This is a genomic window from Microbacterium sp. ZW T6_19, assembly GCF_044987465.1.
GTDB classification, from domain to species: Bacteria; Actinomycetota; Actinomycetes; order Actinomycetales; family Microbacteriaceae; genus Microbacterium; species Microbacterium natoriense_A.
In genome coordinates this window covers 250,338-271,415 of the sequence record NZ_JBJDRH010000004.1, presented here as the reverse complement: position 1 = coordinate 271,415, position 21,078 = coordinate 250,338, and the positions used below count along the sequence as shown (strand labels likewise).

24 protein-coding genes are annotated in these 21,078 nt (G+C 68.6%); 13 read left to right on the top strand and 11 right to left on the bottom strand.

All coding sequences use genetic code 11. The features are described from left to right. Positions 1-56 precede the first annotated feature (56 nt). The 6 genes from sdhC to ACI3KT_RS08315 all read left to right on the top strand — a co-directional run bounded on the left by sdhC (position 57) and on the right by ACI3KT_RS08315 (position 5,626). On the top strand, positions 57-491 hold the full coding sequence (gene sdhC / locus ACI3KT_RS08340; protein WP_192628033.1) for a succinate dehydrogenase, cytochrome b556 subunit: 435 nt from the start codon (positions 57-59) through the stop codon (positions 489-491). Continuing rightward, a complete protein-coding gene (locus ACI3KT_RS08335) occupies positions 491-934 on the top strand; it encodes a succinate dehydrogenase hydrophobic membrane anchor subunit (RefSeq protein WP_307298111.1) in 444 nt (147 codons plus the stop codon). Before sdhC ends, ACI3KT_RS08335 begins: the two co-directional genes overlap by 1 nt. 20 nt (positions 935-954) lie before the next feature. Continuing rightward, positions 955-2,781: a succinate dehydrogenase flavoprotein subunit gene (gene sdhA, locus ACI3KT_RS08330; protein ID WP_307298113.1), complete on the top strand. Its 1,827-nt coding sequence runs from the start codon at positions 955-957 to the stop codon at positions 2,779-2,781. A gap of 2 nt (positions 2,782-2,783) precedes the next feature. Further along, positions 2,784-3,542, top strand: coding sequence for a succinate dehydrogenase iron-sulfur subunit (locus tag ACI3KT_RS08325; protein ID WP_307298115.1), 759 nt, complete (start codon positions 2,784-2,786; stop codon positions 3,540-3,542). A gap of 83 nt (positions 3,543-3,625) precedes the next feature. Continuing rightward, positions 3,626-4,777 (top strand): YihY/virulence factor BrkB family protein, encoded by a 1,152-nt coding sequence (locus ACI3KT_RS08320; RefSeq protein ID WP_292911092.1) that lies wholly within the window; start codon positions 3,626-3,628, stop codon positions 4,775-4,777. Positions 4,778-4,786: 9 nt separating this feature from the next. After that, the gene (locus tag ACI3KT_RS08315; protein WP_292911094.1) at positions 4,787-5,626 is read left to right on the top strand and encodes an exodeoxyribonuclease III; all 840 of its coding nucleotides are present in this window, start codon (positions 4,787-4,789) and stop codon (positions 5,624-5,626) included. Here ACI3KT_RS08315 and ACI3KT_RS08310 read toward each other — a convergent pair whose 3' ends face one another. Then, on the bottom strand, positions 5,627-5,953 hold the full coding sequence (locus ACI3KT_RS08310) for a hypothetical protein (RefSeq protein WP_292911096.1): 327 nt from the start codon (positions 5,951-5,953) through the stop codon (positions 5,627-5,629). Positions 5,954-6,010: 57 nt separating this feature from the next. Between ACI3KT_RS08310 and trpS the strand changes: the two genes are divergently transcribed. Next, entirely contained in the window at positions 6,011-7,015 is a 1,005-nt protein-coding gene (gene trpS / locus ACI3KT_RS08305; RefSeq protein WP_404903566.1) for a tryptophan--tRNA ligase, read from the top strand. Positions 7,016-7,039: 24 nt separating this feature from the next. Further along, positions 7,040-7,795, top strand: a complete 756-nt coding sequence (locus tag ACI3KT_RS08300; protein WP_292910130.1) for a hypothetical protein — start codon at positions 7,040-7,042, stop codon at positions 7,793-7,795. On the opposite strand, the gene pth is transcribed toward ACI3KT_RS08300, so the two are convergent. Both pth and ACI3KT_RS08290 read right to left on the bottom strand, forming a co-directional pair. Beyond that, positions 7,796-8,377 carry an aminoacyl-tRNA hydrolase gene (pth, locus tag ACI3KT_RS08295; protein WP_292910132.1) on the bottom strand — a complete coding sequence of 194 codons (582 nt, stop codon included), beginning with the start codon at positions 8,375-8,377 and terminating at the stop codon, positions 7,796-7,798. Positions 8,378-8,473: 96 nt separating this feature from the next. Beyond that, a complete protein-coding gene (locus tag ACI3KT_RS08290; protein ID WP_292910134.1) occupies positions 8,474-9,058 on the bottom strand; it encodes a 50S ribosomal protein L25/general stress protein Ctc in 585 nt (194 codons plus the stop codon). 220 nt (positions 9,059-9,278) lie between these two features. Between ACI3KT_RS08290 and ACI3KT_RS08285 the strand changes: the two genes are divergently transcribed. Further along, a complete protein-coding gene (locus ACI3KT_RS08285) occupies positions 9,279-9,404 on the top strand; it encodes a hypothetical protein (protein WP_292910136.1) in 126 nt (41 codons plus the stop codon). A 1-nt stretch (position 9,405) separates the two neighbouring features. Here ACI3KT_RS08285 and ACI3KT_RS08280 read toward each other — a convergent pair whose 3' ends face one another. The 7 genes from ACI3KT_RS08280 to ACI3KT_RS08250 all read right to left on the bottom strand — a co-directional run bounded on the left by ACI3KT_RS08280 (position 9,406) and on the right by ACI3KT_RS08250 (position 15,845). Next, positions 9,406-9,873, bottom strand: coding sequence for a gluconokinase (locus ACI3KT_RS08280; protein WP_404903701.1), 468 nt, complete (start codon positions 9,871-9,873; stop codon positions 9,406-9,408). A gap of 17 nt (positions 9,874-9,890) precedes the next feature. Beyond that, the gene (locus tag ACI3KT_RS08275; protein WP_404903564.1) at positions 9,891-10,928 is read right to left on the bottom strand and encodes an alcohol dehydrogenase catalytic domain-containing protein; all 1,038 of its coding nucleotides are present in this window, start codon (positions 10,926-10,928) and stop codon (positions 9,891-9,893) included. Between the two features lie 16 nt (positions 10,929-10,944). Beyond that, positions 10,945-11,667 (bottom strand): fumarylacetoacetate hydrolase family protein, encoded by a 723-nt coding sequence (locus ACI3KT_RS08270; RefSeq protein ID WP_404903562.1) that lies wholly within the window; start codon positions 11,665-11,667, stop codon positions 10,945-10,947. Further along, positions 11,667-12,440: an SDR family NAD(P)-dependent oxidoreductase gene (locus ACI3KT_RS08265; protein ID WP_292910142.1), complete on the bottom strand. Its 774-nt coding sequence runs from the start codon at positions 12,438-12,440 to the stop codon at positions 11,667-11,669. The genes ACI3KT_RS08270 and ACI3KT_RS08265 overlap by 1 nt, the downstream gene beginning before the upstream one ends. Further along, complete coding sequence (locus ACI3KT_RS08260; RefSeq protein ID WP_404903560.1) at positions 12,437-13,855, bottom strand: MFS transporter; 1,419 nt, start codon at positions 13,853-13,855, stop codon at positions 12,437-12,439. Before ACI3KT_RS08260 ends, ACI3KT_RS08265 begins: the two co-directional genes overlap by 4 nt. 118 nt (positions 13,856-13,973) lie before the next feature. Further along, on the bottom strand, positions 13,974-14,765 hold the full coding sequence (locus ACI3KT_RS08255) for an IclR family transcriptional regulator (protein ID WP_292910146.1): 792 nt from the start codon (positions 14,763-14,765) through the stop codon (positions 13,974-13,976). A gap of 21 nt (positions 14,766-14,786) precedes the next feature. Then, complete coding sequence (locus ACI3KT_RS08250) at positions 14,787-15,845, bottom strand: D-2-hydroxyacid dehydrogenase (protein WP_404903558.1); 1,059 nt, start codon at positions 15,843-15,845, stop codon at positions 14,787-14,789. A gap of 101 nt (positions 15,846-15,946) precedes the next feature. Between ACI3KT_RS08250 and ACI3KT_RS08245 the strand changes: the two genes are divergently transcribed. Continuing rightward, positions 15,947-16,837 (top strand): NAD(P)-dependent oxidoreductase, encoded by an 891-nt coding sequence (locus tag ACI3KT_RS08245; protein WP_404903556.1) that lies wholly within the window; start codon positions 15,947-15,949, stop codon positions 16,835-16,837. A 58-nt stretch (positions 16,838-16,895) separates the two neighbouring features. Next, positions 16,896-18,344 (top strand): NADP-dependent phosphogluconate dehydrogenase, encoded by a 1,449-nt coding sequence (gndA, locus tag ACI3KT_RS08240; protein ID WP_292910152.1) that lies wholly within the window; start codon positions 16,896-16,898, stop codon positions 18,342-18,344. A 61-nt stretch (positions 18,345-18,405) separates the two neighbouring features. Here gndA and ACI3KT_RS08235 read toward each other — a convergent pair whose 3' ends face one another. Then, on the bottom strand, positions 18,406-19,293 hold the full coding sequence (locus tag ACI3KT_RS08235; protein WP_404903554.1) for an SMP-30/gluconolactonase/LRE family protein: 888 nt from the start codon (positions 19,291-19,293) through the stop codon (positions 18,406-18,408). Between the two features lie 112 nt (positions 19,294-19,405). On the opposite strand from ACI3KT_RS08235, the gene ACI3KT_RS08230 reads away from it, so the two are divergent. Both ACI3KT_RS08230 and ACI3KT_RS08225 read left to right on the top strand, forming a co-directional pair. Then, positions 19,406-20,323 carry a dihydrodipicolinate synthase family protein gene (locus ACI3KT_RS08230; protein ID WP_292910156.1) on the top strand — a complete coding sequence of 306 codons (918 nt, stop codon included), beginning with the start codon at positions 19,406-19,408 and terminating at the stop codon, positions 20,321-20,323. Next, positions 20,320-21,039 (top strand): SDR family NAD(P)-dependent oxidoreductase, encoded by a 720-nt coding sequence (locus ACI3KT_RS08225; protein ID WP_404903552.1) that lies wholly within the window; start codon positions 20,320-20,322, stop codon positions 21,037-21,039. The genes ACI3KT_RS08230 and ACI3KT_RS08225 overlap by 4 nt, the downstream gene beginning before the upstream one ends. The last annotated feature ends 39 nt before the right edge of the window (positions 21,040-21,078 follow it).

The following is a 21,078-nucleotide window of genomic DNA, read 5'->3' as shown; positions in this document are numbered from 1 at the left end:
ACACTTGGACCACGCAGTGCACGCGACCGAGTCACTTCGATCCAGGGAGGACGACCGTGTCCACAAGCGCTCGCTTGACACCGTCGATTTCGGAAACCACGTCCAAGTCTCCACGCGGCACCCTCTACCGGGGTCGCGAAGGCATGTGGTCGTGGGTGCTTCACCGCATCACCGGAGTCGCCATCTTCTTCTTCCTATTGGTGCACGTGCTCGACACGGCGCTGATCAGGGTGTCGCCGGAGGCGTACAACGCCGTGATCGGCACCTATAAGAACCCGATCATGGCGCTGGGCGAAGTCGTTCTCGTCGCGGGCATCGTGTTCCACGCGATGAACGGTCTGCGCATCATCGCGGTCGACTTCTGGTCTAAGGGCGCCAAGTATCAGCGTCAGCTGTTCTGGGGCGTGCTCCTCGTCTGGGGCATCATCATGGCCGGCTTCGTGCCGCGTCATCTGATGCTCGCGTTCGCCGGATTCGGAGGGGGTCACTGATGACCGCGCAGACCGTCGCCGCGCCCGTCCGCCGACAGCGTCGATTCAACCTGGAGATGTGGGGCTGGGCCTTCATGCGCCTGTCCGGCGTCGCCCTGGTGATCCTCATCTTCGGCCACCTGTTCATCAACCTGATGGTCGGCGAAGGCATCCACGCGCTGGACTTCGCGTTCATCGCCGGCAAGTTCGCCACGCCGTTCTGGCAGTGGTGGGACGTCATCATGCTGTGGCTCGCCCTGATCCACGGCGCCAACGGCATGCGCACCATCGTGAACGACTACGTCACGAACGGCACCGCACGCAAGGTGCTCATCTGGGCTCTGGGCCTCGCGGCCGGACTCCTCATCCTCCTCGGCACCCTGGTGGTCTTCACGTTCGACCCGTGCCTCGGAGTGACCGAGTCGAGCACGCTGTGGGACACCTGCCAGGCCGTGGCTAACTGATAGAAGAAGGCATACGAAAAGTGACTACTGAGGCGCAGGAGTCCGTCGTCCGCGACGGCGTGCACTACCACCAGTTCGACATCGTGATCGTGGGCGCCGGAGGCGCCGGCATGCGCGCGGCCATCGAGGCCGGTCCCGGCGCTCGAACCGCCGTCATCTCGAAGCTCTACCCGACGCGGTCCCACACGGGCGCCGCACAGGGAGGCATGGCGGCGGCGCTCGCCAACGTCGAGGAGGACAGCTGGGAGTGGCACACCTTCGACACCGTCAAGGGAGGCGACTACCTCGTCGACCAGGATGCTGCGGAGATCCTCGCGAAGGAGGCCATCGACGCGGTCATCGACCTCGAGAACATGGGCCTCCCCTTCAACCGCACGCCTGAGGGAAAGATCGACCAGCGCCGCTTCGGCGGTCACACCGCCGAGCACGGCAAGACGCCGGTGCGACGCGCCTGCTACGCGGCCGACCGCACAGGCCACATGATCCTGCAGACGCTGTTCCAGAACTGCGTCAAGCTGGGCATCAACTTCTTCAACGAGTTCTACGTTCTCGACCTGATGACCGTGAAGGATGCGGAAGGCAAGACGCAGGTCTCGGGCGTCGTCGCCTACGACCTCTCGACCGGAGAACTGCACGTCTTCCAGTCCAAGGCCGTGATCTTCGCGACCGGCGGCTTCGGCAAGATCTTCAAGACCACCTCGAACGCGCACACCCTGACCGGCGACGGCGTCGGCATCGTGTGGCGCAAGGGACTCCCTCTGGAAGACCTCGAGTTCTTCCAGTTCCACCCGACCGGCCTCGCCGGCCTCGGCATCCTCCTCACCGAGGGAGCCCGCGGCGAGGGAGCGATCCTGCGCAACGCCTCGGGCGAGCGATTCATGGAGCGCTACGCCCCCACCATCAAGGACCTGGCGCCGCGCGACATCGTCGCCCGCTGCATGGTGCAGGAGGTGGCAGAGGGCCGAGGTGCGGGCCCGCACAAGGACTACGTGCTGCTGGACTGCACCCATCTGGGGGCCGAGGTCCTCGAGACCAAGCTCCCGGACATCACCGAGTTCGCGCGCACCTACCTTGGCGTCGACCCCGTGGTCGAGCCCGTCCCGGTGATGCCGACGGCGCACTACGCGATGGGCGGCATCCCGACCAACAACAACGCCGAGGTCCTCGCCGACAACACCACCGTCGTGCCCGGCCTGTATGCGGCCGGCGAGTGCGCGTGCGTCTCGGTGCACGGAGCCAACCGCCTCGGCACGAACTCGCTCCTCGACATCAACGTGTTCGGCAAGCGTGCAGGCCGCCAGGCCGTCGAGTACGTCAAGACCGCCGAATTCGTGCCGCTCCCCGAGGACCCGGCCGGGTTCGTGAAGGGGATGCTCGAGGGCCTGCGCAACAACCAGGGCACCGAGCGCATCGCTGTGCTGCGCAAGACGCTGCAGGACGAGATGGACAAGGGCGCACAGGTGTTCCGCACCCACGAGTCGCTCGAGCACGTGCTCGGCGTCATCAAGGACCTGCGCGACCGCTACAACAACGTGCACGTCGACGACAAGGGCCACCGGTTCAACACCGATCTGCTCGAAGCCGTCGAACTGGGCTTCCTCCTCGACATCGCCGAGGTCGTCGTCTACGCGGCGCAGAACCGACAGGAGAGCCGCGGCGGGCACATGCGCGACGACTTCCCGAAGCGCGACGACGAGAACTACATGAAGCACACCATGGCGTATCTGACCGGTGACCCGCACTCGTCGACGCCGAGCGATCACATCAAGCTCGACTGGAAGCCGGTCGTGTTCACGAAGAACGAGCAAGGCGAGCTCAACTACCCGCCGCTGGAGAGGAAGTACTGACCATGTCGAACGCTGTTGCAGAGGCACCCGCGAGCGACTCCGGTGTGCAGTCCTTCATCGTCACCTTCAACATCCGTCGCTTCGATCCCGAAGTAGACGCGGAGCCGCACTGGGTCGACTACGACGTGGAGCTCTACTCGACGGACCGCGTGCTCGACGCCCTGCACAAGATCAAGTGGGAGGTCGACGGCTCGCTGTCGTTCCGCCGCTCGTGCGCGCACGGCATCTGCGGCTCGGACGCCATGCGCATCAACGGCCGCAACCGGCTCGCATGCAAGACGCTGATCAAGGACCTCGACATCTCGAAGCCGATCTACGTCGAGGCCATCAAGGGCCTGCCGCTCGAGAAGGACCTCATCGTCGACATGGAGCCGTTCTTCGCCTCCTACCGCGAGGTGCAGCCGTTCCTGGTCGCGAACTCCGTGCCCGAGAAGGGCAAGGAGCGCGTGCAGACGATCGCCGATCGTGAGATCTTCGACGACACGACCAAGTGCATCCTGTGCGCGGCGTGCACCTCGTCGTGCCCCGTGTTCTGGACCGACGGCCAGTACTTCGGCCCCGCCGCGATCGTGAACGCCCACCGTTTCATCTTCGACTCCCGCGACGACAACGCCGCTGTGCGCCTCGACATCCTCAACGACAAGGAAGGCGTCTGGCGCTGCCGCACGACCTTCAACTGCTCCGAGGCGTGCCCGCGAGGCATCGAGGTCACGAAGGCCATCGCCGAAGTCAAGCAGGCTGTGCTGCGCGGACGCCCCTGACGGCCGGCCGACCGCAGTGACGAAGGGCGGACTCCTCCGGGAGCCCGCCCTTCGTCGTACCGGGTTGCCGATATCGTGAGGACGTGTCCGACCGCGCCCCTCTCCGCACCCGGCTCGACGTGCGCCTGGAGCAGATCGCCCAGCTGAAGGACCGGACGCTCGCCGTCTTCCCCGTCCGCGTGTGGCGCAACTTCTCGTACAACAACGGCTTCCTGCTGTCGGCCGGGATGAGCTACTACGTCCTCTTCGCGCTCTTCGCCCTGCTGTACGTCGCCTTCGCCGGCGCCGGGCTGTGGCTGGGCGCGAGCCCGGCCGCGATCGACGCTCTCGTACGTCTGATGAACACCTACATCCCCGGGCTGATCGGCACCGGCGACTACGGCCTGGTGTCGGTCGACGACGTCACGGAGATCGCGAAGAGCTCGGGAAGCCTGCTGGGCGCGACTGGCGTGATCGCGCTGGGAGTGGCGATGTGGACCGCCGTGGGGGCGGTGACCTTCGCCCGTCGGGCCGTGCGCGATCTGTTCGGTCTCGCCTACGACACTCGCAGCTACTGGCTGCTGAAGGCGCGCGACTTCTTCTCGGCGATCGTGTTCGGAGGCGCGATGCTGATCGGCGCGGTGCTCAGCTGGGCCGGCGTCTGGGCACTCGAGCAGTTCTACCACCTCGTCGGCTGGAGCACCGGGTCGTGGTCCTTCAACCTGACGGTGCGCCTGCTCTCGATCGGCGTGGCGTTCGGGCTGGATGCCGGGGCGCTCGCCCTGCTGGTCCGCTTCCTCACCGGCACGAACCTGCGCTGGCGGTACATCTGGCCGGGCGCCCTGCTCGGTGGAGGCGCGATGGTCGTGCTCCAGCTCGGAGCGGGACTCCTCCTCTCGCGCGTCCCCGGCAACCCCCTCCTCGCGTCTTTCGCGGTCATCGTGGGCCTGCTGCTGTGGTGCCGGTGGCTGGCGATCGTCGTGCTGATGGCCGCCTCGTTCATCGCCGTGACGGCGATGGATCACGATCAGCCGCTCGAGCGCGAGGACGAGGGCGCCGCCCGCCGAGCCGAGGAGCAGGCGATGGTGCTCGCCGCACGCGTCAGGCTCCGCAGGACGCAGGAGGCGGCTGAGCTCGCCCCCTGGTACCGCCGCGCAGCCGCCCGGCGTGCGGTGCGCCGCGCGCAGGAGGCCCTAGGGGCGGCCGAGGCGGAATACGACTCGTCCGAATCGGCCGATGTCGTACCCCGCGCCTAGGCTTGAGCCATGCCTCATCTGCGTATCGCCACGGTCAATGTGAACGGAATCCGAGCCGCCGCCCGCAACGGCATGAGCTCCTGGCTCGACGCCGCCGACGTCGACATCCTCACGCTGCAGGAGGTCCGCGGCCAGGACGAGCATCTCGAGGCGGCGCTTCCCGGATGGACCTTCGTCCACGACGAAGCCACCGCCAAGGGCAGAGCGGGCGTCGCGATCGCGAGCCGCATGCCCTCCCTCGCCTCACGCACGACCTTCGGTCCCGACGATTTCGACTCCAAGGGCCGCTGGATCGAGGCGGACTTCCTGATCGGCGACCGTCCTCTCACCGTCGTGAGCGCCTATGTGCACTCGGGCGAGGCCGACACCCCCAAGCAGGACGAGAAGTGGAAGTTCCTCGACGCCTTCGGGGTGCGCCTCGGCGAGCTCGGGCAGGAGGGAGCCCTCGCCCTCGTCACGGGCGACCTCAACGTCGGCCATCGCGAACTCGACATCAAGAACTGGCGAGGCAACCGCAAGAAGGCCGGTTTCCTCCCGCGCGAGCGCGCCTACTTCGACCGGTTCCTCGGCGAGGCCGGAGCGCAGATCGAGGGCGTGGACGGGTCGGTGGGCACCGGACTCGGGTGGGTAGACGTAGGCCGTCGTTTCCACGGCGAGGTCGACGGCCCCTACACCTGGTGGTCGATGCGAGGTCAGGCCTTCGACAACGACTCGGGCTGGCGCATCGACTATCACCTGGCCACTCCCGCTCTCGCCGAGCGCGTGCAGACGTACCACGTGGCTCGTGCGGCCGCCTACGACCAGCGCTGGAGCGATCACGCCCCTGTCGTCGTCGACTACACGTACTGATCAGGCGGTGAACCACGCGGCGACGAGCCCGACACCCACCACGACATAGCCGAGGGCGCTGATCAGATAGCCCTTCGCCCGCAGGCGGCTCGGCAGCACCAGCGGGGCGACCAGCATCACCAAGAGTCCGGCGACGAGGGCGATCAGCGTGCCGAAGATCATGCCGTAGCCGTGCACGTCACCGCTCGTCCACGAGAACCTGCTGCTCAGCGCGACCCAGGCGAACAGTAGGAAGGGCACGGCGAAGAACAGCGTGAGCACGGCGCCGACGATTCTGACGACCAGATCACTCGTCGACGCCCGGGCCTGCGTAGGCGGCTGGGTCATGCTGCGAGTCTGCTCCGCCGCGCAGAGGCGCGCCAGCATCCGCCTAGGATTGATATCGTGACGAAACCTCGCCTTTACTCAGGAATGCAGCCCTCCGCCGACTCCCTCCAGATCGGCAACTACATCGGCGCACTCCTGCAGTGGCGGGATCTGCAGAATTCCTACGACGCGTACTTCTCCGTGGTCGACCTGCACGCCCTCACCGTCGCGCAGAACCCTGCCGAGCTGCGCGAGAAGACCCGACGCACCGCCGCGCAGTACATTGCCGCGGGGATCGAGCCCTCGCAGTCGACGTTGTACGTGCAGTCGCACGTGCGCGCGCACGCCGAACTCGCCTGGATACTGTCGACGATCACAGGCTTCGGCGAGGCCGGACGCATGACGCAGTTCAAGGACAAGTCGTCCCGCTACGGTGCGGACGCGACGAGCGTAGGCCTGTTCACGTACCCGGTCCTCATGGCGGCCGACATTTTGCTGTACCAGACCGACGTCGTCCCTGTCGGCGACGATCAGAAGCAGCACGTCGAGCTCACCCGCGATCTCGCCGAGCGCTTCAACTCACGATTCGGCGAGACGTTCGTGGTGCCGCGTCCGGTCATCCAGAAGGACACCGCTCGCATCTACGACCTGCAGAACCCGACGTCGAAGATGTCGAAGTCCGCCGAGAGCGACGCGGGCGTGCTGTGGATGCTGGACGACCCGGCGAAATCGGCGAAGAAGATCATGCGGGCTGTGACCGACAACGAGGGCACGGTGCGCTTCGATCGCGAGAACAAGCCCGGAGTGTCGAACCTGCTGACCATCTACGCCGCTCTCACGGGGCGGCAGATCGGCTCGATCGAGGATGAGTATGCCGGCCGCGGCTACGGCGATTTCAAGAAGGGTCTCGCCGAGGCGGTCGTGAACGAGTTCGAGCCCGTGCGCGCACGCGCCCTCGAACTGCTCGACGATCCGGCGGAACTCGATCGCATCCTCGCTGCCAATGCGGAGCGAGCGGATGCCGTCGCCGACACGACGCTGGGCGCCGTCTACGACCGCGTCGGACTGTTGCGGCGCGTCTGAGCATCACCGCCTTAGGATGGGGGCGTGACTGATCCGCAGCTGCCCCCGCCGTCCGGTGCTGTTCCCCCTGCGCCTCCCGCGTTCCCCGCTCCGCAGAGCGCGGCTCCAGGGGCGCAGCCCGAACGCCCGGCGGCCCCGGCGGCAGCACCCGCGCCGCAGCCGCCCGCAGCTTTCCCGCCTCCGGCTGCAGCCCCGTCAGCACCCGTGACACCGGCCGCTCCCCCGGCTTATCCGGCCGCAGCCCCGTCCTACCCCGCTGCACCGGCCTATCCCGCCGTGCCGCAGGCTCCCGCCGTTGCGCAGGCTCCCGCTCCGCAGGCTCCTCCCGGGGCGTACCACGTCCCCGTCGGCGGCTACGCCGCGCCGCAGGGCGGGTATGTCGCACCGCAGGTCGCGCCGACGCAGTCCGGCGGCTTCCTCGGCATCCTCTCGCTGATCCTCGCCGGCATCGCTGCGATCATCATCCCGATCATCGCCGGCGTTGCCGGCTTCGAGATCGGCGTGCGCATACCCTCGGGCATCGACACGACCGACCCCGACTTCCTGAGCGCCCTCTCCCCCGCACGCACGCAGGTGCTGTGGGCCGAGATCGCCTTCTGGGTGGGCACGGCGCTCGGCATCGCCGCGATCGTCGTCGGGATCATCGCGATCCGCAAGAAGCAGCGCCGCGCCCTCGGCATCGTCGGCATGGTGCTCGCCGTGCTCGGCGCGGCCATCTTCTGGATCGTGCTGGTGGCGACGTTGTCGGCCGGTATGGCGACGGGCTTCGTCAACTACTGATCAGCGCGGGGCGTGGTGCTTCTGCTGCGCTGCCAGCAACCCTTCGGCCACGAGCATCTCGACCGCATCGGCGGCATCGGACACGAGGACCGGCAGGTTCGCACGCTCGTCTTTTCCGAACGGCGAGAGCACCCAGTCGGCCGGATCCTGCCGCCCTGACGGACGCCCGATGCCGACGCGCACGCGGGGGAACTCGGGTGTCGTGATCGCCTTGGCGATGTCGCGCACGCCGTTGTGGCCGCCGTGTCCGCCTCCGATCTTGAGCTTGACGGTGTCGAACGGGATGTCGAGTTCGTCGTGGACCACGATGAGGCGCTCGGCCGGCACGGAATAGAACCTGGCCAACGCGGCCACCGGTGTCCCCGAGACGTTCATGAAGGTGTTCGGCTTGGCGAGCACCAGCTTGTCGGCGCCTGGGCGAAGCCAGGTCTCGACGACCCGTGCGCCGCCCTTGTGCTCCCGAAAGCTCTCACCCCGCCGCGAGGCGAGTTCGTCGACGACCATCTGGCCGACGTTGTGCCTGGTCGCCGCGTACTGGGGGCCGGGGTTTCCGAGACCGACCACGAGCCAGGTCGATGCCATGTGAATGTCCTCTCTGCGAGCCGCGCGGCCTCGGTCAGGATACGACAGAGGGGACGCGATCTGCTCGCGCCCCCTCTGCGGTGGATCGGTCGGAGATTACTCCGCAGCGGCCTCTTCGGCGGCGTCGGCCGGAGCCTCTTCAGCAGCCTCAGCCGAGACGGCCACGATCAGCACGTCGCCGTCGGTGATGAGCGTCGAGCCCTTCGGCAGGACGACATCGGCAGCGGTGATGTGGGTGCCCTCTTCGAGTCCCTCGACGGAGACCTCGACGTTCTGGGGGATGTGGGTCGCCTCGGCCTCGATCGAGATCGTGGTGGCGTCGAGGTTGACGATCGTGCCGGGAGCGGCCTCGCCCGTGACGAGCACGGGGATGTCGATCGTGACCTTCTCGCCCTTCTTCACGACGAGGAGGTCGATGTGCTCGATGATCTGCAGCACCGGGTCACGCTGCACGTCCTTGACGAGGGCGAGCTCCTGCGTGCCCTCGATGTCGAGCTCGAGCAGGGCGTTGGCGCGACGGATGATCAGCGAGACCTGGTGACCCGGCAGCGCGACGTGCACGGGGTCGGTGCCGTGGCCGTAGATGACGGCGGGGATCTTGCCGGCGGCTCGCAGGCGACGGGCGAAGCCCTTGCCGAACTCGGTGCGACGCTCTGCTGCGACCTTGGTGTCTTCAGACATGTGGTTCTCCTTCGGGGCACACAACGGGAGCTGTGCGGTGGTCTGGGAAATCGTGATCTCGAACGCAGACACGTGAAGAAGCCGCATGGCTCTCGCCGCGTCGATAACGGACGTCCGCGCACGCGCAGAAGCGTCCCTCGCCGAGGTACTCCTCAATGGTACCCGATGACCCGGTAGGCTGAGAACACCGGTCCCTTCCTCGCAGATCACGGAGAATCCCATGCTCGACGGCGCTTTCCTCTCTCACGCAATCGGCTGGCTGATCGGTGCGATGACCGTGTGCGCCGCCGTCGTCACGTTCGGAGCCCTGTTCGCCATGGGCCGCTCGGGCTACCGCAAGGACTGAGCTACGCCGCGGCGGCCTCGGCGATCCTCGCCGCCGCCGTCGCCACGTCCGCCGATTCGTCGATCCGGATGCCGCGCTCGTCCTCGCGCAGAGGCTCGAGGGTCTGCAGCTGAGAGTCGAGCAGAGACGCCGGCATGAAATGTTCTCCCCGCGACAGCATCCGCTCCGCCAGGGTCCGCCTCGCGATGGAGAGTTCCCCGAAGAAGGCGTCGGGCGCCTCGGCCCGGATCGCGTCGCGATAGCGGCGCTTGAGGGCGCTGCACGCGATCACGATGTTCGGCGACTCCTGCAATGTCGCACCGACCAGCTGCAGCCAGGGCATCCGATCCACATCGTCCAGGGGGACGCCGGCCGCCATCTTGGCCACGTTGGCTTCGGGGTGCAGGTCATCGCCGTCGACGAATAGCGCCCCGATCCGCTCGGCGAGCGCGAGCCCCACGGTGGATTTGCCGGAGCCGCTGGGTCCCATCACGACGATGCGCACATTCAGTCCTTCAAGCCGAAATCGAGGAGCACCTTGCAGGAGCTCGAGGGATCGGCGGCGAGAGCGAACGCCGCGAGAGCGTCGGCAGCCGGCCGCACCTCGCTCACGATACCGGTGACGTCGAGCGATCCGTCGGCCAGCGCGGCGATCACGTCGTCGAACTCCGCGGCGAACCGGAACGATCCCGTCAGGGTCAGCTCACGCGTGATGGCCGTCGACAGCGGGACCGCGACGGCTCCGGCGCGCTGAAGTCCGAGCATCACCACGGTCCCACCCCGCACAGCGGCCGAGATGGCTGCGGACAGGCCCGGCTCCGTGCCGCTGGACTCCACGACGACGTCGGCATTCAGGGAGGCGATCGCATCGGCATCGCGGGCGTCGAGCGAGCGGATGCCACGCGCCTCCGCGATACGGCGCGGCTTCTCGTGCAGGTCGGTGACGGTCACGACCGATGCGCCGGCGCGCCGAGCGACCGATGCCACGAGCTGGCCGATGGGTCCCGCGCCGATCACCGCCACGCTCCTGCCTTCCACATCCCCCGCGCGAGCCAGCCCATGCCAGGCGACAGCCGCAGGCTCGGCGAGGGCGGCGACACGCAGGCCGAGCGATGCCGGAACCTCGTGCAGCATGCGAGCGGGAACGGCGACATGCCGGGCGAATGCGCCCTGCGTGTGCGGCAGATGGAGAGCCGAACCGAGATAGCTCGATGCGGGCGCGAGGTTCGGCCGATCCGCCGGCCACGGGGTGACGCCGTCTCCGTGCGGGGTCAGCGGGTGCACCGCGACCGGGGTGCCCACCGCCGGTCCCGAGCCGTCGGCGGCCGCGACAGCGACCACCCCGGACACCTCGTGGCCGAGAATCATCGGCTCACGAAGGATCGATGCGCCGGCCGCACCGTGGCGCCAATAGTGCAGATCGGACCCGCAGATCCCGCCGTAGGCGATCTGGACGACGGCCTCGTCGGCGGCGGGCATCGGAGCCCCCGCGTCCTCGACACGAAGGTCATCGGCCGCATGGGCGACGACGGCGAGGTTCGGCATCTCTGTTCCTCTCACGTCACACCAGGGGCGTGACCAGTTCGACTCCCGCCACGCGGATCGTCACGGTCTGTCCGGGGCTCACCGGAGACTGGGAATGCGGGGCGCCGGTCATCACGAGGTCGCCGGGTCCCAGTGGCGTCCAGAGCGCGACATACGCGAGGCATTCCCTGATCGCCATGGGCAGCTCACGACTGCCGGTCTTCGCGACGCGGACACCGTCGACCTCGACGGCGAGCGCGACGTCGTCGATGCCGGCATCCGTGTCGATCCATGCAGCGAGCGGCGTGTATCCGACGCCGGACTTGGACTCGAAGTTGCGAGGATCGGCCACCCCGCGATCAGGGCTGGAGAGGTCGTTCACCGCAGTGACCCCCAGCACGTACTCGTGCGCGTTCTCGACGGTGAGGCCCGAGGTCGCAGCACCCATCACGACGCAGATCTCGCCTTCGGCGACCGCTGTTCCGGCGTCGCGGCGCAGCACCACCTCCGAACCGCTCGCGATCACGGTGCGGGGGCTCTTGAGCCACGCCTGCACCGGCGAGGCATGGGCGGGACCGTTCTGCGCGATGCCGACTATCACCGCCGGATCGGCGGCGGGGAGCTGCTCCCCATCGACGCGGGGGCCGAGCACGGCGGGAGCACGCCCGGCGGCGAGAGCGGCGAACGGGTCCTCGACGAGCGATCGATCGCCGTCGACCCAGTGCACCCCGTCGGCGTTGCGGATCCTCCCGATCAGCATCAGACCACCGCCGTCATGCCGCCGTCGACGAACAGCGTCTGTCCGTTGACGAAGTCGCTGGCCGCGCTCGCGAGGAACACGAGGGCGCCCACGAGGTCCTTCGTGTCGCCCCATCGCCCGGCGGGCGTCCGGCCTCGCACCCAGGCTGAGAACGTCTCGTCCTCGACCAGCGCTCGCGTGAGCTCGGTCGCGAAATAGCCGGGGGCGATCGCGTTGGCCTGGATGCCGTGCGGCGCAAGATCGGCGCACAACCCCTTCGTGAACATCACGATCGCTCCCTTCGTCGCCGAGTACGCGGCGATCGACGGACGCGCGAGCTGCGACTGCACGCTGCCGATCTGGATGATCTTGCCGCTCCCCCGCGCGATCATTCCCGCAGAGACCCGTCGCGACAGGTGGAACACGCTGGAGAGGTTGGTCTGGACGAGCACGTCCCAATCGGCATCGGAGAACTCGGCGATCGGCGCACGGCGCTGCACGCCGGCGTTGTTCACCAGGATGTCGGGGGTGCCGATCAGCCGCTCGACCTCGCTGAGGCCCTCGTCGACGGCTGCGGCATCCGTCACGTCGAAGACCACGCTGTGCGCGACGCGGCCGGTCGCCGCCGAGATCTCGGATGCCGCACCGGCGGCCTTCACCGCATCGCGACCGTGCACGACCACCGTGGCTCCGGCGACGGCGAGGCCTTCGACGAGGGTGCGGCCGATGCCCTGGCTCGATCCGGTCACCAGAGCCGTCCTGCCGGTGAGGTCGAAGGCTGCGAGGCCGGTCACAGCCCGACGGCCTTGATCGAGACCGTCGTGGCGTAGACGTCGTCTCCGCCCTCGTTGCGAGAGACCTTGATCGCGTCGTCGGTCCTGGTGAGGTCCCGGCGCAGCGTCTCCGGCACGAGGAACGTCGATGCGGTCGTGATCAGCGCGAGCGTCGCCATGTACGTCGCGAGCAGCACCCAGTCGCCACCCGAGACGCTGATGATGTACGAGCCGAGAACTCCTGCGAGACCGCCGGCCAGGACGGCAGAGATCTCTCGCGCCATCGCGACGCCGAGGTAGCGGTGCCGGTTGCCGAACATCTCGGGCAGCATCGCGCACTGCGGGCCGAGCATCGTGGCCACCGCGAAGCCGATTCCGATCGCGATGACGGCGATGGCGATCGCGTGGTTGCCCAGCGACAGCAGCCACCATGCCGGGAACGTGTAGACGAGCATGAACACGGCACCGGCGCGGTAGATCGTTCGGCGGCCGAAGCGGTCGGAGAGATGACCCGCGAACGGCACCGAGAACACGCCGATCAGGGACCCGATCGTGACGCCCCACGTCAGCAGGCTCTTGTCGGCCGAGGGGCCGAGGACCGAGACGAAGAAGGCGAGCCCGAGGGTCTGGAACATGTACGAGCCGCCGTTCTCCGCCATGCGGAGCCCGATGCCGACGATGACCCCGGGAAGGCCGTGGGTGAAGATGTCGCGAATCGGGCGGTCGGCGATCTGATCGTGCTTCTCGAGTTCGACGAACGTCGGGGTCTCACGCAGGCGCATGCGGATGAACAGGGCGAGCAGGATCAGCGCGAACGAGGCGAGGAAGGGCACGCGCCAGCCCCACGAGAGCAGCTGGTCCTCGGGGAGGAGCGCGATGACGCTGAACACGAGCGCGGCGAGCAGCGTGCCCGCCTGGATGCCGATGAACGGCAGCGCCGAGAAGAACCCGCGTCGCTTGACGGGCGCGTACTCGGCCATCAGGACCGTGGCCCCCGCCTGCTCGGCGCCGGCGCCGAACCCCTGCAGCAGCCGGAGCACGACGAGGATCACAGGCGCCCAGAACCCGATGGCCTCATAGGTGGGCAGCAAGCCGATCGCCGTCGACGCCCCGCCCATCAGCAGGATCGTGACCACGAGGACCCACTTGCGTCCGAGCCTGTCGCCCAGCACGCCGAAGAACAGGCCGCCGAACGGACGGGCCAGGAACCCGACACCGAACGTGGCGAAGGCGAGCACGGTCGCCATGCCCGGATCACCCTGCGGGAAGAACAGGACGTTGAAGATCAACGCGGTCGACAGGCCGTAGAGGGCGAAGTCGAAGTACTCGAGCGCGCTGCCGAGACTCGAGGCGAGCGTCGCTCGACGCAGATTCGCCGCGTACTCGGGGTCGTCGTGCACCGGGCTGGTGGTGAGGGGGGAATCGGTCACTGCCATCTCCTTCGATCGGCTTCGCCCTTCGGCGTCACCTCGAATGTACCAGCCTGTTGAATTCGGTACAACCCTTTGGACTTTCTTTGGATGCAGGCCAACCCACCAGGGCGGAGCCCAGCCGTCAGCGCCGTCGAGCCGCGGCGCTGAAGGGGTTCGTCAAGGCCGCGGCGGCAGCCTGCAGCGCGTCGCCGACGCGCTCGATTCGTTCGTAGTCGGCCTCGGCGGCGCGGATCGCGACGCCGAGCGCCAGCGGCGGGTCGGACGGAGCCCAGCCGTCCAGAGGCACGGCCACCCCGACGACGCCGCGGAACGACTCCTCTGCGTCCAGCGCCCACCCGCGCTTGCGCGCGGAGGCGAGAACCTCGAGGAGTCCCGACATGGTGGTGGTGCTGCGTTCCGTGAGTGCGGGGAAGACGGCGTCCGCGCCGAACAGCGCGGTGACCTCCTCGTCCGTCATGCGCGACAGCAGGGCTCGACCGGTGGCCGACAGCGGGGCCGGAAGCCGGGAGCCGAGCGGCGTGCCGAGGCGCAACGAGGACGAGCCCTCGTGGCGGGCCAGGTAGAGCGCGTCTGCGCCGTCGAGCATCGCCACCTGCACGAGCTCCGTGCGCAGCACTGCTGACGAGTCGCACACGGTGTAGAACTCGCGCACCTGGTTGAACTGGGCGGCGAACGCGCCGCCCAGTTCGGCGGTGCGCAGCCCGAGTCGATACCCCTGCGCGGTGCGGTCGATCATCCCGGCCGCCTCCAGGGCGAGGCACAGATTCGCCGTCGACGACTTGGCCAGCCCCAGCGCGCCCGCGAGCTCGGTGAGGGTGAGCGGTGCGCGAGCGTCAGCCAGCAGACCGAGAAGTCGGATGCTGCGCGTGACCGCGGGCGCAGGATCGCGCCCTTCCTTGACGTCCTCGTCCATGCGCACCCCTTCAGAGCGAGTTCAGTAGAACTCGACCGTATCGACCACCGCACGCAGCGGGTGACCATCGAGCAGGCGCGCCGCGTTCTCGGCGAAGCGACGGGCGATGCGCTCCTCCTCCTTCGAACTCAGAGCGGCCGTGTGCGGACTGACCAGGACGTTCGGGTGCGACCACAGCGGCGACTCGACGGCGAGGGGCTCGTTCTCGAACACGTCGAGGGCGGCGAAGGCGATCCGCCCGTCATCGAGGGCGGGAAGAAGGGCCTGCTCGTCGATCACGGTTCCCCGACCCACGCTCGCGAGGATCGTCCCCGAGCGCACCGCCTCGAAGACATCGGCTCCGATCAGGTGGTGGGTCTGCTCGGTGCCGGGGAGCGTGACGACGATCGCGTCGACGTGACGAGCCGCGTCGACGAGGCCGTCGAGCGGCACGAGGCGATCCACGCCCTCGACGGATTCTCCCGAACGCGTCGTGCCCCAGACCTGGGCGCCGAGCGCGTGAAAGCGCCGCGCGCATTCTGCGCCGATCCCGCCGAGACCGACGACGAGGACCGTCATCTCGTCGAGCTGACGCATCTCCCACCGCTCCGGCCACACGCGGTCCTGCTGGTCGCGCGCCAGGCGCGCGAGCCCCTTGGCGCCCGCGAGCACGCCGAACACGGCGAACTCGGCGAGCGGCCCGCCGTGCACGCCCGCGCTGGTCGTGAACGTGATGCGATCGAGGTCGGCTCGCCCGAGACCTGCGGACTTCACCTGCGCACCGCCGCCCGCCGCCGTCGTCATCACCCAGCGCAGACGCGGGTTCGCGGCGACGGTGCGCGCCAGCGCCGCCGGGTCGACGTCAGGGATGCCGAACAGCGCATCGGCCGAGTCGATCATGGCCTCGAACGCCGCCTGCTGCTCGGCGGTGCGGGTATGCTCCGGATCACCGGACCAGTCAGCCGGGCCGCGCATGGGGTGCATCAGCGAGTGATCGCGGATCATCTCGACGCGCGGCTCGATCTCTTCGATGAGCCGGCAGAGCTCTTCGGTCAGGGGCACTGCGGCGACAGCGCGCAGCTTGTTCTCGATGTCGGCCATGCTCATCCCTTCCTCGGGAAGTCTCTCGATGAGATCAGCCTAGCTCAGATCCACCCTGCTGAACACTATTCAATCCATTGGATCTTTGCTACCGTGGCAGCATGAGCACCTCTTCCGCCAGCGTCGGCATCATCGGACTCGGCGCGATGGGTCGCCCCGTGGCCGATCGCCTGCTCGCCGCGCACGGCACCCTGCACATCCACGCGCGCCGCCCGCAGCCCGAACTGGTCGCCGCAGGAGCCACCTGGGCCTACAGTCCGCGTGAACTCGCGGCGGCGGTCGACGTTCTCGTCTCCTTCCTTCCCGACCTCCCCGAGCTCGAGGAACTGCTCTACGGCGACGACGGCCTGATGGCGGATGCGGGCGACCTGCTCATCCTCGTCGGCTCGACGTCATCCGCCCCCGCCGTCCGAGAGCTCGCCGAGCGTCTGCACACGCAGTCGGGCGGACGCGTGCGCATGGTCGACTGCCCCGTGTCCGGCGGCGTCGACGGCGCGACCTCCGGAACCCTCTCCATCATGCTCGGCGGCTCGCCGGACGACGCGGCCCTCGCGGCATCCGTCCTGGCTCCGTGCGGTACGCCTGTGCTGCTCGGTCCGCTCGGGGCGGGCGAGGTGGCCAAGGCCTGCAACCAGCTGGTCGTGTCGGCGACCATCCTGGCCCTCGGCGAGGCGACCGTCCTCGCCGACCGCTCCGGCCTCGACCTCGACGCGCTGTGGACGCTGCTCGGCGGCGGCTATGCCGGCTCCAACCTGCTGGAGAGCCGCCGGCACAAGCTCGTCTCCGGTGACGACTCCCCCAGCGGCATGGCGAAGTACATGGTGAAGGATCTGCGGTTCGCGGCCGACATCGCCGAAGCGACCGGCATCGCCCCCGTGCTGCTGCCCGCTCTCCGCGCGGCCTTCGACGGCATCGTGGACGCCGGTCTCGGCGATCGGGACATCTCGGTGGCACGCAGGTTCGTGCAGTCCCGTGACACACAGGCGTCCTGACACCGGCCGCCACGATAATCTGAGACCATCCCCTAACTTCACGATCGAGGAGCCCTCTGTGCCCGAAGCATCAGCGAACATCGGAGTCGTCGGACTCGCCGTCATGGGTTCGAATCTCGCCCGCAACCTCGCGAGCCGCGAGGGCAACACCGTGGCGATCTTCAACCGCAGCTACGAGAAGACCCAGTCGGTCCTCGACGCGCACCCCGAAGCGGGCTTCATTCCGGCTGCGACCTACAAGGAGTTCGCCGACTCGCTGCAGAAGCCGCGCACCGCGATCATCATGGTCAAGGCCGGCGCCCCGACGGACGCCGTGATCGACTCCCTCGTCGAGGTCTTCGAGCCCGGCGACATCATCGTCGACGGCGGCAACGCGTTCTTCCCCGACACCATCCGCCGCGAGAAGGCCGTCCGCGAGACGGGCATCAACTTCGTCGGCGCTGGCATCTCCGGCGGCGAGGAGGGCGCGCTCCTCGGTCCGTCGATCATGCCCGGCGGTTCCGACGAGTCGTGGGTGACCCTCGGGCCGATCCTGAAGTCGATCGCCGCGGTCGCCGAGGGCGAGCCCTGCGTCACGCACGTCGGGCACGACGGCGCAGGCCACTTCGTCAAGATGGTGCACAACGGCATCGAGTACGCCGACATGCAGCTGATCGCCGAGGCGTACGACCTGATCCGCCGCGGCACGGGCAAGTCGCCGGCCGAGATCGCCGAGATCTTCGCCGAGTGGAACAAGGGCGAACTGGAGAGCTACCTGATCGAGATCACCGCCGAGGTGCTGCGCCAGAACGATGCCGCCACCGGCCAGCCGCTGGTCGACGTCATCGTCGACCAGGCCGGCGCGAAGGGCACCGGTGCCTGGACCGTGCAGACCGCGCTGTCCCTTGGCGTGCCGGTGTCGGGCATCGCGGAGGCGACCTTCGCCCGCTCGCTGTCGTCGCACCCCGAGCAGCGCGCCGTGGCATCGGCTCTTCCCGGTCCCGACGAGGAGTTCACGGTCGCCGACCAGGACGCGTTCATCGAAGACGTGCGCCTCGCGCTGTACGCCTCGAAGATCGTCGCCTACTCGCAGGGCTTCGACGAGATCCGCGCCGGCGCCGCCGAGTACGACTGGAAGATCGACCTCGGGGCGATCTCGAAGATCTGGCGCGGCGGATGCATCATCCGCGCCCAGTTCCTCAACCGCATCGCCGACGCCTACGACGCCGAGCCGGGCCTTCCCGTGCTGATGACGGCTCCCTACTTCGCCGAGGCCCTCACGCGCGCTCAGGCGTCGTGGCGCCGCGTCGTCGTCTCGGCGGCCGAAGCCGGCATCCCCGCCCCCGCGTTCTCGTCGTCGCTGTCGTACTACGACGGCATCCGCGCCGACCGTCTGCCCGCGGCGCTGGTGCAGGGTCAGCGCGACTTCTTCGGAGCGCACACCTACAAGCGCATCGACAAGCCCGGCACCTTCCACACGCTGTGGTCGGGCGACCGCACCGAGATCGAGGCCGAAGACACGCACTGATCGCGTCCGCATACGAAGAGGGCCCCGGCATGCGCCGGGGCCCTCTTCGCATCTCCCGGGATCAACCGACGGTCTCAGGCGTCCCCTTCCAGGGCAGCGCCGGAGTGCCTCCGACGTCGACCTGCACGCCGAGCAGAGCGCCGTCGGCCGGCGCGGGGTCGGTCAGACCGACACTCGCCGTCGTGATCACGAGGAGCCGGTCGACGAGCGTGACAGCCGTGGGCCTCGTCGCGGGAAGGCGGATGGTCTCGACGAGCGCCCCCTCCGGCGAATAGCGCCGCACCTCGGCGGCATCCCATACCGCGACCCACAGCATCCCCTCCTGGTCGATGACCATGCCGTCGGGGTTGCCCCCCTCGACCCGGCACACCGTGCGACGCCTCGAGAGTTCACCATCCGGGGCCACGTCGAACGCCTCGATGCTCCGATTCGGCAGCGTGTCGATGTAGTACAGCGTCGACCCGGAGGAATCGAAGGAGAGGCCGTTGGACACCGTCACCCCGCCGAGCCGCTCAGTGGGCACTCCATCGGCGTCGATGCTCCACAGGGAGCAGTGCGGGTCCCTCGGCATGGCTTGGCTTCCCACCCAGAAGCGCCCGGCCGGGTCGCAGCCGCCGTCGTTCATGTAGTCGCCCGGCGCGGCGAGATCGGTGACGACCGCCGACACGACATGGTCGTCGCCGACGTGCACCATCCCGCGGTCGACCGCGACGACCCACCCGGCACCCGGTTGCGCGAGCGGCGCAGGAGCCCCGATCTGCGCCCCGATGAACACCGACGACTCCGGCACGATCTTCCCCGCGTCGAGCCGGCCCCGGTGCAACCGCCCTGTCGACATGTCGATCCACGCGAGCCGGCCGTCGCGACCGTCCCACCGCGGCGATTCGGCCTGCACGTATCGCGCCTCGGAGAGGATCTCGACGGTTCGTGAGCGGGAGGAGGGCGACATGCTGACCATCTTTCGCTGGTAAGGGCTAACCGTTATGTGGCAGACTATCTCACAATATGCATACCACTTGCGAGAATTTGATTCTTGCGCAGACGAAGCGGGGAACCGGTCGATGACTCTGACACTCCACGGGCTGATGCCCATCCTGGCGACGCCTTTCGATGACACGGGCGCGCTCGATCGGGTCGGACTGCGCCGGCTGGTCGAGTTCCAGCTCGCCTCTGGCGTCGACGGCGTCGCGGTGTTCGGCATGGCCAGCGAGGGTTTCGCCCTCACCGCCGATGAACGAAGGACGATCCTCGACGACGTCGTCCGGATCGTCGACCGGCGGGTCCCCGTCATCGCGGGGGTGAACGGCACGTCGACCGCCACCTCGATCGAGCAGGCGCTTCTCGCGGAGGAAGGGGGCGCCGACGCGCTCATGGTCCTGCCGCCGTTCATGGTCAAGCCTCCTGCCTCGACCCTCGTCGACTTCTACGGGGATGTGGCCGCGGCCACCTCCCTGTCGGTCATGGTGCAGGACGCCCCAGGGGTCACCGGCGTCGCCATGCCCGCGAGCCTCATCGCCGAGCTCGCACGCCTCGACAACGTCGACTCCGTGAAGGTCGAGGCCCCACCCACGGCCCCCAAGGTCGGCGCGGTCGTCGACGCGATCGACGACGCGGATTTCGCCGTGCTCGGCGGCCAGAACGCGCAGTTCTGCCTGGAGGAGTATGCGCGGGGCGCCGTCGGCACCATGCCCGCCTGCGAGTTCCCTGATCTGCTCGGCCCGGTGCTCGCCGACTTCGTCGCGGGGCGCGTCGACGAGGCACGGGCAGGCTTCCGTCGTATGCTCCCTCTCGTGCTGATCGGACTGCAGGGCGGCATCGCGTGGGCGGTGCACAAGGAGATCCTCGTGGCGCGCGGCATCATCGAGCACGCGACCGTGCGCTACCCGGCGGCTCGCCTCGATGCGGGGAGCCGCGCGGCGGTGGACCTCGTGATCGAGGAGCTCGACCTTCCGCAGCTGCCGACGGCGGTGCGCGTGTGACCGGCCGCGGTGTGCTTCTCATCGGCGGAGGCTCGGACATCGGGCTCGCGATCGCGCGCGCCTTCGCAGCGCAGGGCGACCGGGTCGTCGGCGTCGGCCTCGAGTCCTCGGCCGACCAGGTGTTCGAGGACTACCTCGTCGCCGACTGCAGCCGAGCAGATGCCGCCGAGGGTGCCGTCGCGGATGCCGCAGCGGCCCTCGACGGCATCGACGTCGTGGTGCTCGCCGCCGCGCGCATGCCCATCGGACGCGCGGATGCGACGAGCGACGCGGATTGGCGCGGCGCTCTGGGCGCCACGCTCGACTCCGCCTTCTTCGTCGCCAGGGCGGCGCTGCCCCGTCTCGCGCGAGGCTCTTCGATCGTCGCGGTGACCTCCGTCAACGCGACACTCGCCGCCCCCGCTCTTCCGGCATATACCGCAGCGAAGGCGGGCGTGGAGGCCCTCATGAGGCAGCTCGCCCTCGACTTCGGCCCGCATGGGATCCGCGTCAACTCCGTGCAGCCGGGGAGCATCTCCTCGGTCGACACGGGCGAGACCGAGGGATATCCCCTTGGCCGGATCGGGCGGCCGGAGGAAGTCGCCTCCGTCGTCGCGTTCCTCGCATCCGACGCCGCGTCCTTCGTGACCGGCGCCACGATCCCCGTCGACGGCGGCCTGTCGATGTCCTCCCCCGCCGCCTGGCTGAAACCTGCACTGCGCGAGCGCTGGCTCTGACCCCGGCACCCGCCTGACGAACGAATGCCGCGCCGGTGA

Coding starts and splice junctions, on each gene's coding strand:
- ACI3KT_RS08335 (WP_307298111.1), top strand. CDS start 491: ATGACCGCGCAGACCGTCGCCGCGCCCGTCCGCCGACAGCGTCGATTC.
- ACI3KT_RS08325 (WP_307298115.1), top strand. CDS start 2,784: ATGTCGAACGCTGTTGCAGAGGCACCCGCGAGCGACTCCGGTGTGCAG.
- ACI3KT_RS08315 (WP_292911094.1), top strand. CDS start 4,787: ATGCCTCATCTGCGTATCGCCACGGTCAATGTGAACGGAATCCGAGCC.
- ACI3KT_RS08310 (WP_292911096.1), bottom strand. CDS start 5,953: ATGACCCAGCCGCCTACGCAGGCCCGGGCGTCGACGAGTGATCTGGTC.
- pth (WP_292910132.1), bottom strand. CDS start 8,377: ATGGCATCGACCTGGCTCGTGGTCGGTCTCGGAAACCCCGGCCCCCAG.
- ACI3KT_RS08290 (WP_292910134.1), bottom strand. CDS start 9,058: ATGTCTGAAGACACCAAGGTCGCAGCAGAGCGTCGCACCGAGTTCGGC.
- ACI3KT_RS08285 (WP_292910136.1), top strand. CDS start 9,279: ATGCTCGACGGCGCTTTCCTCTCTCACGCAATCGGCTGGCTGATCGGT.
- ACI3KT_RS08280 (WP_404903701.1), bottom strand. CDS start 9,873: ATGGGACCCAGCGGCTCCGGCAAATCCACCGTGGGGCTCGCGCTCGCC.
- ACI3KT_RS08275 (WP_404903564.1), bottom strand. CDS start 10,928: ATGCCGAACCTCGCCGTCGTCGCCCATGCGGCCGATGACCTTCGTGTC.
- ACI3KT_RS08270 (WP_404903562.1), bottom strand. CDS start 11,667: ATGCTGATCGGGAGGATCCGCAACGCCGACGGGGTGCACTGGGTCGAC.
- ACI3KT_RS08260 (WP_404903560.1), bottom strand. CDS start 13,855: ATGGCAGTGACCGATTCCCCCCTCACCACCAGCCCGGTGCACGACGAC.
- ACI3KT_RS08255 (WP_292910146.1), bottom strand. CDS start 14,765: ATGGACGAGGACGTCAAGGAAGGGCGCGATCCTGCGCCCGCGGTCACG.
- ACI3KT_RS08250 (WP_404903558.1), bottom strand. CDS start 15,845: ATGGCCGACATCGAGAACAAGCTGCGCGCTGTCGCCGCAGTGCCCCTG.
- ACI3KT_RS08245 (WP_404903556.1), top strand. CDS start 15,947: ATGAGCACCTCTTCCGCCAGCGTCGGCATCATCGGACTCGGCGCGATG.
- ACI3KT_RS08235 (WP_404903554.1), bottom strand. CDS start 19,293: ATGTCGCCCTCCTCCCGCTCACGAACCGTCGAGATCCTCTCCGAGGCG.
- ACI3KT_RS08230 (WP_292910156.1), top strand. CDS start 19,406: ATGACTCTGACACTCCACGGGCTGATGCCCATCCTGGCGACGCCTTTC.